Here is a 17,525-nt window from a genome sequence, read left to right as displayed (position 1 = left end):
AGTTGATTACTGATCAGTTGACTACGGGACGAGGAGGTGGAGCACCGAGTGGAAGCGAGTGACGACGCCGAGCTCGACGCGGCCTTCCTGGCCCTCGCCGATCCGTTCCGACGCCGCATCATTGCCCGGCTCAGCCGGGGCCCGGCCACCGTCAATGAACTGGCGGAGCCCTTCGCGATCACCAAGCAGGCGGTCTCGAAACACATCCAGGTCCTCGAGCAGGCGCAACTTGTCACGCGCACCCGTGACGCCCAGCGCCGGCCCGTGCACCTGAACCCTGCACGGCTGGAAGCACTCACTGCCTGGATCGACCAGTACCGGCTGGTCCGCGAGGGGCAGTTCCGCAGCCTTGACGCCGTGCTTGAAATCCGCGCCGCCCAGAGCGGCACACAGGCAAAGGATGCATCATGAGCAACGCACTGAAATTGACCGTCCCCGAGGGTCTGCCGTTCATCGATTTCGAGCGTGAATTCGACTTTCCGGTGTCCGAGGTGTTCCGGGCGCACAAGGATCCCGAGCTCGTCGCCCAGTGGCTTGGCCCGCGGCGGCTGACTATGGCTGTTGACCACTACGACTTTAGGACCGGCGGCAGCTACCGCTACACCCACACCGCGCCGGACGGCAGCGCCTATGGCTTCACCGGTGTCTTCCACACTGTCCGCGAGAATGATTTCGCCATCCAGACCTTCGAATTCGATGGCTACCCGGACGTGGTGAGTATTGAGTGCCTGACCTTCGAGGACCTGGGTGGCGGCCGTTCGCGGCTCAGCGGCCACGCGGTCTACCCCAGCATGGAGGCCCGCGACGGCATGGCGCAGTCCGGAATGGAGGGCGGCATGACCGAAGCCTACGAACAGCTCGAGGAAGTCCTCAGCCGGGCCAAGGTCTAGGACCTCAGGGACTTAAAGAGTACGACGGCGGCAGGTCACCTCCCGGGGAAGGTGGCCTGCCGCCGTCGTACTTAAAGAAACAACGCGGGGTCACTCCGCGCCCATCCCACCGAGTGGAATGGGCCGTGAGTGACCCCGCGTTGCTGTAGTGCTGGTACTTCGGCGCTTCGGACCTAGAGGGTCCCGAAGACCTCGCGCAGGAGCTTGGCGGTCTCGGACGGCGTCTTGCCGACCTTGACGCCGGCAGCCTCGAGGGCTTCCTTCTTGGCCTGGGCGGTGCCCGCGGAACCCGAGACGATGGCGCCTGCGTGGCCCATGGTCTTGCCTTCCGGAGCGGTGAAGCCGGCCACGTAGCCAACAACCGGCTTCGTGACGTGGGCCTTGATGTAGTCGGCGGCACGCTCTTCGGCGTCGCCACCGATTTCGCCGATCATGACGATCGCCTTGGTCTCCGGGTCAGCCTCGAAGGCTTCGAGGGCATCGATGTGGGTGGTGCCGATGACCGGGTCGCCGCCGATGCCGATGGCGGTGGAGAAGCCGAGGTCGCGCAGCTCGTACATCATCTGGTAAGTCAGGGTGCCCGACTTGGAGACAAGGCCGATGGGGCCCTTGCCCGTGATGTTGGCCGGGGTGATGCCGACGAGGGCCTCGCCCGGGGTGATGATGCCGGGGCAGTTCGGTCCGATGATGCGGGTGACCTGCTTGCCGTTGGCGTCCACCTTGGACTGGGCCAGTGCCCAGAACTCGGCGGAGTCCTGGACGGGCACGCCTTCGGTGATGACGACGACGAGGCCGATGCCGGCCTCGATGGCTTCAACGACGGCGTCCTTGGTGAAGGCCGGCGGCACGAAGACGATGGAAACGTCAGCGCCGGTCTCTGCCATGGCTTCCTTGACGGTGCCGAAGACGGTGATCTCGTTGTCGCCGTGCAGGACCGTGGTGCCGGCCTTGCGGGCGTTGACGCCGCCCACAACGTTGGTGCCGGCTTTGAGCATCAGGGCGGTGTGCTTGGTGCCTTCGCCGCCGGTGATGCCCTGGACGATGACCTTGGAGTCCTTGTTCAGATAAATAGACATAGTCGAGTCCCTCTACTTCGCTGCGTTGGCGAGCTCGGCAGCCTTGTCGGCGCCCTCGTCCATGGTGGCGGCCAGGGTAACCAGCGGGTGGTTGGCCTCGGCCAGGATGCGGCGGCCTTCCTCAACGTTGTTGCCGTCAAGGCGGACTACCAGCGGCTTGTTCGCGGAGTGGCCCAGCTCGGCCAGTGCACCGACGATGCCCTTGGCGACGGCGTCACAGGCGGTGATGCCGCCGAAGACGTTGACGAAGACGGACTTGACCTGCGGGTCGCCCAGGATGACGTCGAGGCCTGCTGCCATGACCTCGGCGGAAGCTCCACCGCCGATGTCCAGGAAGTTCGCGGGCTTGACGTTGCCGTGGTTCTCGCCGGCGTAAGCAACGACGTCGAGGGTGGACATGACCAGGCCGGCACCGTTACCGATGATGCCGACTTCGCCGTCCAGCTTGACGTAGTTGAGGTCCTGCGCCTTGGCCTTGGCCTCGAGCGGGTCAGCAGCGTCCTTGTCTTCAAGGTGGGCGTGCTTGGGGTGGCGGAAGTCGGCGTTCTCGTCGAGGGAGACCTTGCCGTCGAGGGCAACGATGTCGCCGGCGCCGGTCAGGACCAGCGGGTTGACCTCCACAAGAGTGGCGTCTTCCTTCTTGAAAACGTCCCAGAGCTTCAGGATTACGCTGGCGACCTTGCCACGCAGTTCCTCGGCGAAGCCTGCCGCGGCGACGATTTCGTCGGCCTTGGCCTGGTCGATGCCCACGGCCGGGTCGATCGAGATCTTGGCCAGGGCCTCGGGGCGCTCAACGGCGAGCTGCTCGATTTCCATGCCGCCTTCTACCGAGCACATGGCCAGGTAGTTGCGGTTGGCCCGGTCCAGAAGGACGGAGAAGTAGTATTCCTCGGCGATGTCTGCACCCTGGGCGATCATCACCCGGTGCACGGTGTGGCCCTTGATGTCCATCCCGAGGATGTTGGTGGAGTGTTCAAACGCTTCGTCAGCGGTCTTCGCGACCTTGACGCCGCCGGCCTTGCCGCGGCCTCCGGCCTTGACCTGCGCCTTTACGACAGTTACGCCGCCGATTTTCTCGGCAGCTGCCTTTGCTTCTTCAGGGGTGTGCGCCACGATGCCAGCAAGCACGGGTACACCGTGCGCCTCGAACATATCGCGCGCCTGATATTCAAACAGGTCCACGGTTTAGTGTCCTTCTACGTCGAAGTAGTTTCTGTACAGCCGGACCCCACGTACTCGCGGTTACCGGGCTGCGGAATAAACGCACCCTGCGACAAGCTTGGAAACGAGCCACACGGCGCAATGCTCCTTTGGGAACTCTAGTCCTTCGATCGGACCAGCCCGTTCCAGAGTACCGGTTATGTGAGTAAGGACACTATTCTATGGAGCGTAGAAAAACCGCTAGATTACGGGGTTTTTGGGGTGTCTGACGGCGCTCCGAAGGCCGGCGCGGCCGTGCCGGACCCGCGTTCGTAATGTACGGCGAACGCCCGTGCCAGCGGCTGCACGGGGTGCCGGCGGACCGGTCTCCGGACTCCCGCCGGGTCTTCAGCCAAACGTCCAGTTACGCGGTCAGTCAGGCGTCCAGCTTGGTCAGCGGCGCGTAGCGCAGCAGCAGCCGCTTCTCGCCGACGTCGAACTTGACCTTGGCGACCGTCTTGTCCCCGGCGCCCTCCACCGCCAGGACGGTGCCGTTGCCGAAGCTGGTGTGGTTGACCTTGTCCCCAACGCTGACGGCGACGACTTCCTTCTGCGGCTGGACCCTGTTCTTGGCCACCGCGGCGGGAACATCGGCGTTGAAGCCGGCGGCCGGGCTGGCCGCGGCGCCGCGGGCGGTCCCGGCACCCCAGAACGATCCGCCGTAGCGGCTGGACCCGATCCCGGCACCGCTCCCCCAGCCTCCGCTCTGGCGGCTGGCGCCTTCGCGCTTCCACTCGACGAGCTCGGCCGGGATCTCCTCGATGAACTGGCTCGCGGGGTTGTACTGGCTCTGGCCCCACATGCTGCGGACCTCGGACCTGGTCAGGTAGAGACGCTTGCGGGCCCGGGTCAGCCCCACGTAGGCCAGCCGGCGTTCCTCGGCCAGTTCCTTGGGATCGGTGGCGGAGCGCTGGTGCGGGAACAGCCCGTGCTCCATGCCGGTCAGGAACACCACCGGGAATTCCAGGCCCTTCGCGGTGTGCAGCGTCATCAGGGTCACGACGCCGAGCCGCTTGGCTTCGGCGACGGCGGCCGCCAGGTTTTCGGCGTCACCGCCGGGGGCGTCCGGGATCTGGTCGGCGTCAGCCACGAGGGAGACCTGCTCCAGGAAGGCTCCGAGCGAGCCTTCGGGATTGTCCCGTTCGTATTCCCGGACGACGGCGACCAGTTCGGCGAGGTTCTCCACCCTGGACTCGTCCTGCGGGTCGGTGCTGGAACGCAGCCCGGCCAGGTACCCGGTTTGTTCGAGCACGGCTTCGAGAGCCGCGGCGGCGCCGGAGCCGGAAGCGACCTCGGCGAGGTCGTCGAGGAGTTTCACGAAGCCCAGCACAGCGTTGACCGAACGCGTCGCCATGCCCGGGGCTTCATCGGCGCGCCGCGCGGCGGCCATGAAGGAGGTGCGCTCACGCTCTGCCAGGGCGGCGACGGCGCCCTCGGCACGGTCCCCGATCCCGCGCTTGGGTTCGTTGAGGATGCGGCGGAGGTTGACGTCGTCGTCCGGGTTGACCAGGACGCGCAGGTAGGCGAGGGCGTCCTTGATCTCCTTGCGCTCGTAGAAGCGGGTGCCGCCGACCACCTTGTAGGGCAGGCCCACGCGGACCAGGACGTCCTCGATCGAGCGGGACTGGGCGTTGGTGCGGTAGAAAATGGCGACGTCGCCGGGGCGCAGGTTGCCCTCGTCCTGGAGCCGGTCGATTTCCTTGGCGATGAACTGGGCCTCGTCGTGTTCGTTCTCGCCGACGTAGCCGACGATCTTCTCGCCGTCGCCCTCGGCCGTCCAGAGCCGTTTCTCCGGCCGGTTGGGGTTGCGGGAGATCACCGAGTTGGCGGCGCTGAGGATGGTCTGGGTGGAACGGTAGTTCTGCTCGAGCTTGATGGTGCGGGCGTCCGGGTAGTCCTTCTCGAACTCCACGATGTTGCGGATGTCCGCGCCGCGGAAGGCGTAGATGGACTGGTCTGAATCGCCGACGACGGTGAGCTCGGCGGCGTCAGGACCCTCGCCGACGATCTCGCGCACCAGGGCGTACTGGGCGTGGTTGGTGTCCTGGTACTCGTCCACGAGGACGTGCCGGAAGCGGCGCCGGTAGGAATCGGCGAGCGCCGGGAAGGCCCGGAACATGTAGACGGTCTCGGCGATCAGGTCATCGAAGTCCATGGCGTTGGCCTGGCGCAGGCGCTGGGTGTAGCCCTTGAAGACCTCGGCCACGGCCTGCTCGAAGGGATCGTTGTAGTTGGCGCTCGAGGAATAGCTGTCGGCGTCGATCAGCTCGTTCTTGAGCGCGGAAATCTTGTGCTGGATGGCCTTGGGCGCGAAGCGCTTGGGGTCAAGATCCAGATTCTTGGCCACCAGGGTGATCAGGCGCAGCGAGTCGGCGGAGTCGTAGATCGAGAAGTTGGAGTTRAGYCCGACGTTCTTGGCCTCGCGGCGCAGGATCCGGACGCAGGAGGAGTGGAAGGTGGAGATCCACATGGTCTTGGCCCGGCCGCCGACCAGCGCCTCGATCCGTTCCCGCATTTCGGCCGCGGCCTTGTTGGTGAAGGTGATGGCCAGGATCTCGCCGTGGTGCGCCCGCCTCGTGGCGATCAGGTAGGCGATCCGGTTGCTGAGCACGCGGGTCTTGCCCGACCCGGCGCCGGCGACAATCAGCAGGGCGCTGCCGGCGTGCTTGACCGCTTCTTCCTGCTGGGGGTTCAGCCCCTCGAGGAGTTCGCCGGCGTTCGGAAGCTGCGGGCGGTCCCAGCCGCTGTCAGGTCCGTCGCCGTGCGGGCTTCCGCCGTGCGGGCCGCCACCGTGCGGGGCGCCGCCGTGCGGGGCGCCGCCGTGCGGGCTTCCGCCGTGCGGTGCGGAATCCGGTCCGGAATCCAGGCCCGCCAGGCCGGACCCGGAGCGCGATTTAGTGCCTGCCGCCGCCTTGGAGGCAGCTTGGAAGGGTCCGTCGGCGTAAGGGTCAAACAACATATCCATGGTGTATCTAAGTCTAGGCGGTGGCGCTGACAGCCGTGTCCGCCTGCTGGGACATGCCCTCCCCTGCCCGCGCCCAGTGGACATAATCCCCTTGTGCCCACCCCTGGCCGCGAAGAATGAGCATGCCCCGCGGACACGGCCGAGCTGAACGAGCATGCCCTCCCCTGCCCGCGCCCAGTGGACATAATCCCCCTATGCCCAGTCCTGACCTCGAAGAATGGGCATGCCCCGCTGAGGCTGTCATGGAGAAGACCCGGGTTGTTCTGAAGACCACCGAGGTTGTTCTGAAGAATGAGCATGTCCCGCGGACACGCCACAGCGGAACGAGCCTGTCCTCCGCCACCTGTAACCGATGGACATACTCCCTTTGTGCCCACTCCTGGCCGCGAAGAACGAGCATGTCCCATGAAACTTCGCCAGGGAATGAGCTTTCTCGCAGGCGGGGCCGCGGTATTCCTCGGGAGTACCCCCCGACTCGCTTAGCTCGTGAGCCCCATCYGCGACGCGAGCCGCTTCGCTTCCAGCCCCGTCTTAGTGGCGGCCTTGGCTCCGGCTAGCGTCCGGACGGCCACTGTGAAGGCTGCGGTAGTCGCCGTTGTCCGGTGATTGGCAGGAATGGATTCCCACAACTCCATGCAGGTGGCAAGCAGTTCACTGGTCCCGGCAGGAAGCCGCGGTTGCTTGGAGGACGCGACCACCAGGGCGGTGAGCGCCGGCCAGACACAGTCCAGATGCCCCTCATAGGCCACCAGTGCCATTGCCCTCACCAGCCGGCCCAGCGAATGGTCGCCGGCCTCGAGGCGATTTCGTGCAGCCAGGGCCAGGTATTCGGCTGACAGTTGGCGCCTCGCGGCCATTTCCAGCACCGTTTCAAGGGTGCTACTCCTGTCGTACGGGCGGTGACTGGCGAGCATGGCAATGAACCAATCGTGAGTCAGTTGCCCGAGTTCTCCGGCCGTTGCCCCCGCCGGTCCTCCTTCCCCGAGTGCGACGAGCCCGCCGTAGACCACCCGCCGACCCAGCCAGACGGCGCCCAGGTCCGGCCAGAAGGGCACAACCGCCGAGGCTTCACAGGCGAGCCAGGTACCCAGATGTCCGCGTCCGCTGCCGCTCCACACCTCTGGCGAGAGCAACTCCGGGGGGACCGACGGAAACCGTTCCAAAGACACCGGCAACGCCAGCGGAGCCTCCACCGGAGGGGGCTTGAATCCTCCTCCTCCGACCCATTCGCGGAGAATTTGGCCGGCATGCCGCTCCTGGCCGTCCGGGCCGTCAAATGGCAAGACAGGCAATTCAGGGACCTCGGCTGCCAGCCCCGCATCCATCGGACCCAGCCGCAAGAGTGCCTGAAACAGGTCTGCTTCTCCATAGGCCCAGCCTTCACGCTCAAAAAGCTGCAGGAGTGACACCAGCCGGCCCAGTTCCACACGGAAGTTGTCATAACTCGGTGTGGCCAGGGAGTAGGGCACCGTTCCTGCCTGGACCATCAACTCGCTTTGACGAAGGATGTGGATTGCGGCCAAAGGGCTCGCCGAGCCAAATGGGTCGTCCGTACCCGAGGGGCGGGACAGTGATGCCCGGACCAATGCGGTCAGATCCCGGTGAGCGGTCAGGTCGTGCTCCCCTGATGCCCACATCGCCAAGGCAACCTCCGGGCCCGGGCTTGCCCACCGCCGCCAACTCGTCGGCGGATCCGGCCAGCGCCGCCAGCTGGTCGGCGCCCCCGCAAGTGCACGGTACCGCTCGAAGCCATCTGCGTAACCGGTCTGAGCAGCAAATCTTTGGCGATACCAGTCCCGCACGTTTGGGGCACGGCGGTAAACGGTCCGCAGGAAGCGATCAATGTATTGCTCTTCGGCGACGGAATGCTCGCGCGGTCCGGTCCAGCGCGGCAGCGGATTCTTCGAATCGACCTCTTGAGCCACGTATCGGGGAATTTCCGGAGGCTGTCGGACCCCCGTTCCCCAGAGCGATGCGGCGTCCAGCGGCTCTTCAAGGTCCGTGGCCAGAGGTCCCCCCGCCATCTCCTCCGCCGTCGCCCGGACTAATAGATCCGCGGATCCCGCCGCCGCTTCCCAGCAGGCGGCAAGGACGTCGCCATCGTATGGCTGCGAAGCTTGGAGCGATTTGAGGTGCCGAACCAAAAGCTCTTGGGCCTTCTTCTCCGGCCTGCCGAACACGGCAACACTCAGGTCGCAGAGGTCGCCGCCGCCCATGGGCGACTGGACCAAGAGTCCAAGAACCGGGAAGGACAGGAATCCGGGGGCTGTGGCGACTGTGGACAGCAGGAGCGGAATGCTCGCGGCGACCTCCCCAGGACTGGGCGGACATGACTTCAGGACATCGGCCAGCACTCGCTGGGTCGGGAGTCCATCGTCGCGTGCGAGTGCCGTGCGGAGCTTGCCGAAGACCTCTTCGCTGAGGAAGGTTCCCCTGTTGAGGTAGCCGCGGATTGCGGCCCCGACGGTCCACTCTTTCGGCGTTCCTACCCTGGCCAGGGGTCCCAGCGCGTCCGGCAGGTCAAAGCAACGCAGGAGTGTGTTCGCGGCGGTCAGATCCTGATCCCACAACTCCAGCAACGATTTCTGCATCTTCGGAAAGACCACCGCGCGTCCGGCGGGATCGATGCGGAACCCCAGTCCAGACCAACCGGGGTACTCGAAGTCCGCCGCAATCTCATCGCTCCAGACCTCGTGCAGCCGGCCGGCCGCGAGCTCCCGATAATAGAACGCCCAAAGCCGCGGATACGCCTCAAATTTTTCAGTGGCAACTCCAAAGTGCAGAATCAGCGGCAGGCAATAACGGATGACGGTGGTGGCGCTCTCCTTGCCGGCTCTTGCGTTCCGGCTGATCGCCGCGGCCACGAAGCGCCGACACCAGTCGTCGCCTTTTGAAACAAGAACGTCCAACAACATCAGGATGTGGACGTTGCGGTTCCATGCCATCGCCCGCCAAGGCAGGAACCTGGCAGCATCGGCAGGTGCGCTGACGGCGACGGTGACCATCTCCCTGACAATTGACCGGGAGCGCGAGTCGACAAGGCTGATGACCCCATGGAGCCGAAAGTCCAGGTCCTGGGTCAGCAGGGTCCGGCCGCCTTTGGCGAACCACGTCCTCGTCTCCGCGAGATGAGCCGGCGGGGGTGCTTTGATGTATTCGCGAAGGGCAATCCAGTCTTCGGCTGTGGCGAGCCGGCGTATTTCCTGCACGAGCGGCGGGTCGCCGCGGCCCTCCGGCCCCGTCACGTGTTTTCCAGTCCGTGGCCCGGTGCCGTCTCGAGCCGCACAAGCTCCACGGCGAGCGCATGCTTGCAGGGACCCCGGGCGCCGCGAAAGTCGTACCACCAGGCACAGGTGCACTGGTAGAGTCCGGCCCTGGCCGTGACCCGGTACACATACACTCCGTCTGCGGCCAGAACATCCCAGCGGCCCTCCAACCGGGATACCCCGCCCCGGGCCACAATGCCGCGGGCTGCCTGCAACCGCGGATGGTCCTTGACCGTCCGGTCCTGGTCCAGCGGCAGTTCCCGGTGGAAGTAGGCATTTTCCAGCAGGTCGAAACCCACCTTCCCGGACGCACCTAACCAGGCCAGCCCGTGGCTGACGCGCTCCGCCGCAAGCCGGGTCCTTGCGCTGAGCGCCTCGGTCGAAATGACCGCCTGCCATCCTAGGAAGTCCAGGACTGTCATCCCCGCTTCCGTGACGCCAGGGGCGGCGAGCGCAGCAAGGATCCCGCCTTCCCCCGAGAAACCCCGGCCGGCCGCCGGCGACAGCAGCAGTGTGAAGTCGGCACCGGGGAGCCTAAACACCCAGCCGCTGGCCCCGTTGTCGTGACGGAAGATGTCCAGGCGAGAGGCGAATCGGGCGACCCGCCTGGCGGCGGCAAGCCGTCCTGTACCGGCCAGCGTGACCGTTGACGGCTTCGCCGCCGCCACTTCGCGCAATCCCCGGACCGATGGCAGCAGGAAGACCGTGCGCCCGGGCTGGGCTGCCGGCAAGGAGGCCAGGAACTGACTGATGGCGGGGCCGGTAAGGGCAGCCAGATGCGTCATACCTGCAGCGATGGCGGGTGTTTCGGCGAAGCCGCGAACCCACCGGTCGGGCAGATCCACCTTCCGTTCGACATGGCTCTGATCGGGAGTGGAGACCACCAGCCGGTCCCGGCCGACGTCAAAGTGGAGCAAGTCGTTCCGGTGCACGTTGGCGAGCGCAGAGCGCAGTGGGCTGTTGATGTCCACGTTGGTGGTTCCGAAGCCGATCTCACCGCCGTCCAGGCCGCTGCCCAGCAAGTCCAGCCGCGCCTGGACCCCGTTGCATGCCGAAAACGACTCACACCGCAGGCGGTCTCCGCCTGCGGTCATGACCGGGTCCACGACATCGCTGAGCCGGAACCCTGCATCGTAGTACCTCGACGCCGCGACGTCGGCAACGGCGAGCAGCGCGCTGGACACCACGTCCGGCCTTGCCGCAAACCCGTGAAAGAAGCTGGGGTTTTCCACCAGTCCTTGAGGGGTGGCGCCCAGACCTGACTCCAGGAGGAGCCGCTTGGCGCCGTGAGCTTCATCGAGTACGGATTCGGCTAAATAGCCGCTCATTCCGGTTCCCGCAGCCGGCGGGTCCACACCCGGTCAGTTCCCCGTGTGGACAGCACCTCAGGCACGTCCGGAATTGGTGTTCGCTCCCCCATGTCCGGAAGTATAGGCCGCGTTTCCGGACTAGCAACACCCCCCGCACGGCGGAGGGGACGCGCTGTCCGCGGGACATGCCCACTGCTGTCCGCGGCCGGTGGACATACGACCACCTTGTCCGATGCTCTCCTCGAGGAATGAGCATGTCCCGCGGACCCCGCAGCGAACAATGAGCATGTCCCACGGGAGATCCGGCAGGCGGGAAGCTAGCCGACGCCCCCGGAGCTGAGCGCGGCGCGCAGCTGCTGGACCGCCGTCGTCCCTCCCGCGATGAACCAGTCGAGTCCGTTGACGCGCACGACGTCGGTCGCGCCGCCGGCCGCCTCGACGATGGCCTTCCCGGGCAGCCAGTCCCACTCGGGGCAGCTGTGCTGGAACCAGCAGCCGAGCTCTCCGTCCGCGACCCGGCCGAGGTCGCAGGAGCCGGACCCGAACATGCGCAGCGCGGCCGCCGACGTCGCTGCCGCATGCCAGGGCATGGCACACATCGGATCGGCAAGCCACGTCGGGTGGATGTAGGTTGCCGCGCCGAGGTCAGACAGCGGCGTGTCGGAGCGTCCGGCGCTTCCAGACGCTCCGGGCACGAATGTGACCAGTTTTTCGCCGTTGAGCGTTGCCGCCCGGGACGTCCCGCCCAGCCAGAGTTTGTCCTCCTCCGGCTGGAAGATGGCGCCGAGCCCTGCACCGTAGGAATCCTTCAGGGCAATGGCCGAGCACCAGTACGTGGATCCATGCAGGAAGTTGAAGGTCCCGTCGACGGGGTCAATGACCCAGGTCCGGCCGCTGCTGCCCGCCACAGAGGCGCCCTCCTCGCCCAGGACGGCGTCATCGGGCCGGCAGCGCCGAAGCTGTTCCAGGACATAGGATTCGGCGGCGTGGTCGGCGGCCGTGACCACGTCCGAGACCGATGTCTTCTGCCTGCCCTCAAGCCCGGCCTGCCGCATCAACAGCGCCAGCGTGCCTGCCTCGCGGACCAGGGCCTCGGCCAGTTGGTAGTCATCCAGTGAGGGGTCGAGATCTGCGGTGCTGTGCCGGCCGAGCCGGTGTTTTCCTAGTTCGGTCACGCATCCCAGACTATCGGCGCCCGTTGGCAGTGAACAGCCGGCGCGGACGGCCGGGCAGACGGCGGCGCGGAGGGGTGTGCAGGACGGGCGATAATGGAGCCATGGCCAAGACACCCGCGCAGCGGATCAAGAAGCACGGCGCCAACGCGGCGGTCCCCCAGCACCATCTTCCTCCGGTGATCAATCCGACCACCAGCCGGACACCGCAGAAGGCACAGAGCAACAGCAATCTGATTGTCATCGCCGGGGTCGTGGCCAGCCTGTTCCTGTTCTGGTATCTGCACCTGCTCACCCTCAACCAGCTCACCCAGTTGTCGGGCGGCCAGGCAATGCCCGACTCGTTGGTGGGCGGCTTTGACCTGGGGTTCGTGGAGCAATTGCGCGCGGCCATGGACGCCGATGCCCGGGGCCAGCTGAACTATGTCCACAAGACGGCCGGGATGCTCTTCCCGCTGATCTTTGGCTTCACCTGGCTGCTGCTGATCGGAACCAACGTGGCACGGAAATCCCTGCGCTGGGCGCTGTGGTCGCTGCCGCTGCTTTTTGCTGCGGTCCGGCTGTGGGGCAACACGGTGATCGATGAAATGATGTCCGCCGACACTCTCGACGGCGGTCAGGTCGCCGTGGCCTCCGGGCTCACCGTGGCCGGCTGGGTCCTTCYGGCGCTGAGCGTCGTGGCCGGCGTCGCCGCCGTGTTACTCGGACGCAAGGCTGCCGCGGCTTCCCCCACCCCGGGACATGTCCAGTCCTGATTCGCGCGGCAGGGCCGTTTCCCGATCCGCGGCATAGGACACGGGACATGTCCATTCTTGGTCGCACCGGCAGGGCCGTTTCCCGATCCGCGGCATAGGACACGGGACATGTCCATTCTTGGTCACGGCGGCTGGAGTCGCCCCTCGAACCGGGCCTCGAGCGCGGGACATGTCCAGCGTTCGGCCCGGCAGGTGGACATCTTGCCATTATGTCCATCCCTCAAGTCCAGCCGAGGGCATATCCATTTCGATGCGAAGTCAGGGTACTTCGGTCAGGAATTCAAGGGCCTGTTCCGCACGTTGGGAGGCTCCTGCTTTCTGAAAGTAGTCGGCGGCCTCCATCAGGTAGTTCGGGGCTTCGGCCCCGTTTCCCAAAGCGGCGTGCGACCGGCCCAGAAGTAGATACACCTCGCCCAATATTTGCGGTGACGTCTTTTCGGGGACCGGGAAAATGTCAACTAGGGTATCGACGGCCGATTTCTGATCCCCCGCCAGGAAATTCCAGTGGCCGCGGTTCAGCTTGAGCAATATGTGATCTTCCTCGGTGCCGCCAATGACATCCGTGGCTAGTTCCGCGCGTTCAATGCAACGCAGGGTGTCCGCGTCCGCAACATCGGCGGCAAGCCGCATGGCAGCGGAAGCCTTGTTGAATTTGGCCCAAACGGTGAGGTTCCTAGCCGGCGAAAAGGTGCCAGCGGCGAGTTCGTGATAGTGCAGCCCCTCGGCGACTTTGCTGCAAAGAAACGCGACGTTCCCAATGACCCAATACGCCTTGCCCACCAGCTGGTCATCGACTTCGCCCGAAATGATGTCCGCCATGATGAGGCTTTCCGCCCACGCTTCGTCAAGCCTTCCACTATCGGCGAGCGCAGCAATGAGGGCCTGCCTGGCCTTGACTGCGATCTCGACGTCATCTTCGCCATTCATGAGGTCGGCTGCAACTCTGGCCTCGTCGGCCGCCTGTTCGAGTAACCCCAGGCCCTGACGGCTCTGGGCCAGCAGGATGTGCACTTGGGCCTGAAGCTGCAAGTTCCCGTCCCAGGGTTCAGCAACTAGCGCGCTGGCAACCTCCGCGCAGGCTTCGAAGTCACCGGCGGCAAGGAGGCTCTCCGCCCGGAACAAGGTCATGTGCCACCACGAGGACGAATCGCCTTCGGCATTGGCAATGTCCGCGGCCGCCTGCGCAGCGATGGCCGCCTGCCCGAACTCGTGGTTGGACCGGTGTTCGCGCGCCTGCAGCTCTGCAGCAGCGTACGAGGGTGAAACGGAGCTTTGTTGCATATCTCAATTATCCGTTGCCGCAGGAGCGGAAACGAACAAACCGCGCAAGCAAGACCTGCGCAATATTGACTCAGGTCTTCCGAAGCTTCGCGCGAATAACACGAAACCATCCATTGCAGAGCGAATCGTTATACAGCGGCGTGTCGTTTGGCCCTATACTAAATCTGCACCACAAGTCACATGAGTCACATCAGCCTCTTACGTATCAGGAGTCCTAATGAAGAAGACCCTTGCAACACTCCTCGTCGCCGGTGCGCTGGCCGCCGCTGGAATGTCCGCCTCCGCAGCGATTTCTGCTGCAGCTGACACCTCCGGCCAGAGCTCAGTCGTAGCCGTCGGCTGGTGGCCGGACTCCATCAAGAAGTAACGGAGACTGCATTGACAGGCGGCGGGTGTCGGAAGTGATTCCAACACCCGCCGTCGCTGTTTAAACTTTCGGAAGTAACCAACGGGTCATCTTCCTTGAACTCACTTGTCCCCCGCAAACAACGCCACAATCTCGCCCGCCGGCGCAGGCCGGCCAAAGTAGTAGCCCTGCCCGCTGCCGCAGCCCATCTCGCGCAGTACTTCCGCCTGTTCCGCCGTCTCGATCCCCTCGGCCAGCGCCTTCAGGCCGCAGGCGTGGATGAGGTGCAGCACCGCGGCTACGAAGTCCCGCTGTTGCTCGTCGTCGCCGAGGCCACTGATCAGGCTCCGGTCGATCTTGACCACGTTCACCGGCAGCTTGCGCAGGTAGCTGATGGAGGAATAGCCGGTCCCGAAGTCATCGATCTCGAGCTGCACGCCGAGCCGGCGAAGGCCGTTGAGCGAATACTGGTCGACGTCGCCGCCGTTGACCGCCATGGACTCGGTCAGCTCCACGATCAGGTTTGATGCATCCACGCCGGTCTCCCTGAGGATGTCCCGCACATGTTCGATCAGCTCGAGGTTTTGCAGTTCGGTGGTGGAAATGTTGACCCGGACATTAAAGGTGCTGTCCACCTGCAAGTCCTGCTGCCATTTGCGCAATTGGCGCACGGCATTGCGCAGCACCCAGTGGCCCAGGTCCACGATCATGCCGGTTTCCTCGGCCAGGGGAATGAACTGATCCGGCATGAGCAGACCGCGCCCGGGGTGGTTCCACCGGACAAGCGCCTCCACGCCCTCGATCCTGCCGGTCGCGAGGTCCACCACCGGCTGGTAGTGCAGGGTCAGCTGGTCCTGCCGGATAGCTTCGCGCATTTCCGTAACCATGACGCTCTGCAGCCGGCGCGCGTACAGCAGGGCCGGCTCGAAGACTTTGATGCTGCTGTGCTGCTGCGCCTTTGCCGCGTACATGGCCGTGTCGGCCTCCATGACCAGGTCATCGACGGACTGGCCGGGTTCCGCTATCCGCAGGCCGATGCTCGTTCCGCAGGTGACTTTCAGGTCCCCGACGTCGAGGCTTTCACTGAGTGCCTTGAGGATCCTGTTCGCCACCCTGCGTGCCCGGACCAGATTGGACTTCGGCAGCATGACGGCGAATTCGTCGCCGCCAAGGCGCGCCACGGTGTCAGTCTCGCAGACGGCGTCCTGGAGCCGGCGTGCGATGGCCCGCAGGACGTCGTCGCCGGCGCTGTGCCCCAGGGTGTCGTTAATGCCCTTGAAGGAATCGAGATCAAGAATCAGGAGGGCCGGCGGCATTTCGCCGCGTGAGGACTCCGCCAGGGCGTGGCTCAGGACCGAGTTCAGTGCGGTGCGGTTGGCGAGTTGGGTCAGGGGGTCGGTCAGCGCCATGCGTTCGAGCTCCACCTGCGCCTCGCGCAGCATGGCCGTGCGGCTTTCGACCCGCTCTTCCAGCTCCTGGTAGATGGTCTGCAGGTCATCGGCCATCAGGTTGATGCCGGCGATGACGGCGGCGACGTCGTCGCGGGCTCCCGAATGCGGGATCCGGGTGCTCAGATCGCCTCCGGCGATCCGCACGATGCCTTCCACGAGGGCGTGCAGCCTGGGGTCCGGTGCTTCATTCTTCACGGGTGTACTGCCTTAGCCACTCAACGGCCGCGGATTCGGAGGTGAAGAACTGGGCCGGGATCGTCTCGCTTCGGGACCGCAGGAGGTAGTGGGCAATGACCCTGTCCACCGGGCTCTCGCCCACCAGGGCGAACGCTGTGGCCGCTATGGAACCGCTGTAGACCCGGCGGGCCTCCATGCTGACACCGACGACGCCGGTGATCACCAGGAGCACCGGCATCCGCCGTCCCGCGGCGAGCGTGCGGACGATGTCGCCGGCGATGCGCGCCTCCGGACCCTCGATCTCCTGGTTGGCGGGCAGCAGGACCTCGATGATTCCGCCGTCGATCATCCGCACCCCGATGCTACGGGCGGCACCGTCGGTCGCCCGGGCCGCGGTCACCGCCGCCGCCCCCAGAACGACGCCGGCCGCGGCCGCTGCCGTGTTCGGCAGGCCCTCCGGCAGCCACCCTTCGGGCCCGGCCAGGGCCTCGAGCGTCATCGGACCGCAATTCGACGGCGGCGGTCCGCGGAGCCTCGGAGGTCACGGTTCAGCCGTCGGTCGCCGTGACAGAGAATCGTTTCCCAGTCGACTTCCTCGGCTGTCTTGGCAATCACGGGACTCTCCTTCACTTTCTTGGGCCTGGGACTGACATACAGCCAGTTAACCACCCCGAGGAAGACATCCACCGCGGAGTTGAAGGCGCTGTTGGGGCTGAAATGGTCGCGGAAACCGCGAAAGGCTCCTGGGCGGACCACACACATTAGGGTCGAAAGCGTCAGGAATATTACGACGACTGGATAGGAAATCGCCCCAACCCGACGCCCGCGAACTGCGTTCGGGTGGTGGGCGTGCGCTTTCAGGGCGGTGGAAATAACGTAGCTGGTCGGAGCGGTCAGCGAGGTGAGAATTCCTAGCCGAACAGTGACCATTTTGCACATGAACAGTCTCAGATGACCAAGCGACAGCGCCCCGGGACGAACTTCGGGGCCCCACTGACGGGGCCGGAACGCAACCTTTTGTTCGGTCGTCACGCTGTCCGCACCGAAGAGCGGCAAGACTCGCTGATTTAACATTCGTCCCCGTATGACTGCAAAGTCTGCATACTGGCGCGTTGATGGAAAAACCCACACGCCCGCACCGGGATGTTCCGGTGGGTGCCCTCATGATAATGCAAGGTCAGACCCCTGCCGGTTATCTGACACCCTGAAGCCCTCAGCGGGCCTGGGCCCGGGCGAGCTTGCGTGCCGTGCGTTCGTGCTGGACCCGCTGGGCGATGACAAGACCGGCCGCGGCGACGCCGACGGTGATGGGATAGCCCATGAGCCGTTCCAGGGCACCGGGTTCCGGCACGTGCATGCCCGTCAGCCCGCCCGCAATGAGCGCCGCCAGGGACACGGCCCCGCAGCCCAGGATGAACCACCCGAGCGGCGTCTGCCGGAGCCAAAGCCAACCGAGGATCAGGAGCGCCAGGGCCCCGGCGGCGAAGTACATCAGGGCGCCGGCCACGTGCCAGGCCGATCCCGTGTCCTCGGGCACCAGCCCCACGATGACCGTTCCTGCCCCGGCGGCGCCGGTCAGCAGCCGGGCGGCGGCCGCTGCCACCACCCCTGCGCCCCAGCGCGCGCGGCCGTGCGC

At 65.5% G+C, this 17,525-nt stretch carries 15 protein-coding genes; 4 read left to right on the top strand and 11 right to left on the bottom strand.

All coding sequences use genetic code 11. The features are described 5' to 3' along the window. The first annotated feature begins 48 nt into the window (after nucleotides 1-48). Nucleotides 49-411: an ArsR/SmtB family transcription factor gene (locus AC1D1S_RS11690; protein WP_476994501.1), complete on the top strand. Its 363-nt coding sequence runs from the start codon at nucleotides 49-51 to the stop codon at nucleotides 409-411. Continuing rightward, entirely contained in the window at nucleotides 408-890 is a 483-nt protein-coding gene (locus AC1D1S_RS11685) for an SRPBCC family protein (protein WP_476994500.1), read from the top strand. Before AC1D1S_RS11690 ends, AC1D1S_RS11685 begins: the two co-directional genes overlap by 4 nt. Before the next feature lie 173 nt (nucleotides 891-1,063). Here the strand turns inward: AC1D1S_RS11685 and sucD are convergent, their stop codons facing one another. The 6 genes from sucD to AC1D1S_RS11655 all read right to left on the bottom strand — a co-directional run bounded on the left by sucD (nucleotide 1,064) and on the right by AC1D1S_RS11655 (nucleotide 11,882). Further along, on the bottom strand, nucleotides 1,064-1,966 hold the full coding sequence (sucD, locus tag AC1D1S_RS11680) for a succinate--CoA ligase subunit alpha (protein WP_476994499.1): 903 nt from the start codon (nucleotides 1,964-1,966) through the stop codon (nucleotides 1,064-1,066). A gap of 12 nt (nucleotides 1,967-1,978) precedes the next feature. Further along, nucleotides 1,979-3,148: an ADP-forming succinate--CoA ligase subunit beta gene (gene sucC, locus AC1D1S_RS11675; RefSeq protein ID WP_018776032.1), complete on the bottom strand. Its 1,170-nt coding sequence runs from the start codon at nucleotides 3,146-3,148 to the stop codon at nucleotides 1,979-1,981. Nucleotides 3,149-3,542: 394 nt separating this feature from the next. Then, nucleotides 3,543-6,131, bottom strand: coding sequence for a DNA helicase PcrA (pcrA, locus tag AC1D1S_RS11670; protein WP_476994498.1), 2,589 nt, complete (start codon nucleotides 6,129-6,131; stop codon nucleotides 3,543-3,545). Nucleotides 6,132-6,610: 479 nt separating this feature from the next. Continuing rightward, nucleotides 6,611-9,376 (bottom strand): hypothetical protein, encoded by a 2,766-nt coding sequence (locus AC1D1S_RS11665; protein ID WP_476994497.1) that lies wholly within the window; start codon nucleotides 9,374-9,376, stop codon nucleotides 6,611-6,613. Continuing rightward, nucleotides 9,373-10,725 (bottom strand): SWIM zinc finger family protein, encoded by a 1,353-nt coding sequence (locus AC1D1S_RS11660; protein ID WP_476994496.1) that lies wholly within the window; start codon nucleotides 10,723-10,725, stop codon nucleotides 9,373-9,375. Before AC1D1S_RS11660 ends, AC1D1S_RS11665 begins: the two co-directional genes overlap by 4 nt. 299 nt (nucleotides 10,726-11,024) lie before the next feature. After that, on the bottom strand, nucleotides 11,025-11,882 hold the full coding sequence (locus AC1D1S_RS11655; protein WP_243181600.1) for an inositol monophosphatase family protein: 858 nt from the start codon (nucleotides 11,880-11,882) through the stop codon (nucleotides 11,025-11,027). A gap of 101 nt (nucleotides 11,883-11,983) precedes the next feature. On the opposite strand from AC1D1S_RS11655, the gene AC1D1S_RS11650 reads away from it, so the two are divergent. After that, on the top strand, nucleotides 11,984-12,634 hold the full coding sequence (locus AC1D1S_RS11650) for a hypothetical protein (RefSeq protein WP_476994495.1): 651 nt from the start codon (nucleotides 11,984-11,986) through the stop codon (nucleotides 12,632-12,634). Nucleotides 12,635-12,892: 258 nt separating this feature from the next. Here AC1D1S_RS11650 and AC1D1S_RS11645 read toward each other — a convergent pair whose 3' ends face one another. Beyond that, on the bottom strand, nucleotides 12,893-13,915 hold the full coding sequence (locus AC1D1S_RS11645) for a hypothetical protein (RefSeq protein ID WP_476944391.1): 1,023 nt from the start codon (nucleotides 13,913-13,915) through the stop codon (nucleotides 12,893-12,895). 217 nt (nucleotides 13,916-14,132) lie between these two features. On the opposite strand from AC1D1S_RS11645, the gene AC1D1S_RS11640 reads away from it, so the two are divergent. Then, entirely contained in the window at nucleotides 14,133-14,282 is a 150-nt protein-coding gene (locus AC1D1S_RS11640) for a hypothetical protein (protein ID WP_223914272.1), read from the top strand. A gap of 101 nt (nucleotides 14,283-14,383) precedes the next feature. Here AC1D1S_RS11640 and AC1D1S_RS11635 read toward each other — a convergent pair whose 3' ends face one another. The 4 genes from AC1D1S_RS11635 to AC1D1S_RS11620 form a co-directional block, all read right to left on the bottom strand. After that, complete coding sequence (locus AC1D1S_RS11635) at nucleotides 14,384-15,907, bottom strand: putative bifunctional diguanylate cyclase/phosphodiesterase (RefSeq protein WP_476994494.1); 1,524 nt, start codon at nucleotides 15,905-15,907, stop codon at nucleotides 14,384-14,386. Beyond that, on the bottom strand, nucleotides 15,897-16,388 hold the full coding sequence (locus tag AC1D1S_RS11630) for a DUF7793 family protein (protein WP_243181605.1): 492 nt from the start codon (nucleotides 16,386-16,388) through the stop codon (nucleotides 15,897-15,899). Before AC1D1S_RS11630 ends, AC1D1S_RS11635 begins: the two co-directional genes overlap by 11 nt. Then, nucleotides 16,385-16,921: a hypothetical protein gene (locus AC1D1S_RS11625; RefSeq protein WP_476994493.1), complete on the bottom strand. Its 537-nt coding sequence runs from the start codon at nucleotides 16,919-16,921 to the stop codon at nucleotides 16,385-16,387. Before AC1D1S_RS11625 ends, AC1D1S_RS11630 begins: the two co-directional genes overlap by 4 nt. A 181-nt stretch (nucleotides 16,922-17,102) precedes the next feature. Continuing rightward, nucleotides 17,103-17,525: DUF998 domain-containing protein (locus tag AC1D1S_RS11620; RefSeq protein ID WP_476994492.1), on the bottom strand; the 423-nt coding region annotated here is incomplete at its 5' end.

This window comes from Arthrobacter sp. P1_A5, assembly GCF_056406825.1.
This window is presented reverse-complemented; position numbering and strand designations above follow the sequence as displayed.

Excerpts from the sequence above, each read along its gene's own strand:
- AC1D1S_RS11640 (WP_223914272.1), top strand. The coding sequence starts at position 14,133 with ATGAAGAAGACCCTTGCAACACTCCTCGTCGCCGGTGCGCTGGCCGCC.
- AC1D1S_RS11685 (WP_476994500.1), top strand. The coding sequence starts at position 408 with ATGAGCAACGCACTGAAATTGACCGTCCCCGAGGGTCTGCCGTTCATC.
- sucD (WP_476994499.1), bottom strand. The coding sequence starts at position 1,966 with ATGTCTATTTATCTGAACAAGGACTCCAAGGTCATCGTCCAGGGCATC.
- AC1D1S_RS11645 (WP_476944391.1), bottom strand. The coding sequence starts at position 13,915 with ATGCAACAAAGCTCCGTTTCACCCTCGTACGCTGCTGCAGAGCTGCAG.
- AC1D1S_RS11660 (WP_476994496.1), bottom strand. The coding sequence starts at position 10,725 with ATGAGCGGCTATTTAGCCGAATCCGTACTCGATGAAGCTCACGGCGCC.
- AC1D1S_RS11630 (WP_243181605.1), bottom strand. The coding sequence starts at position 16,388 with ATGACGCTCGAGGCCCTGGCCGGGCCCGAAGGGTGGCTGCCGGAGGGC.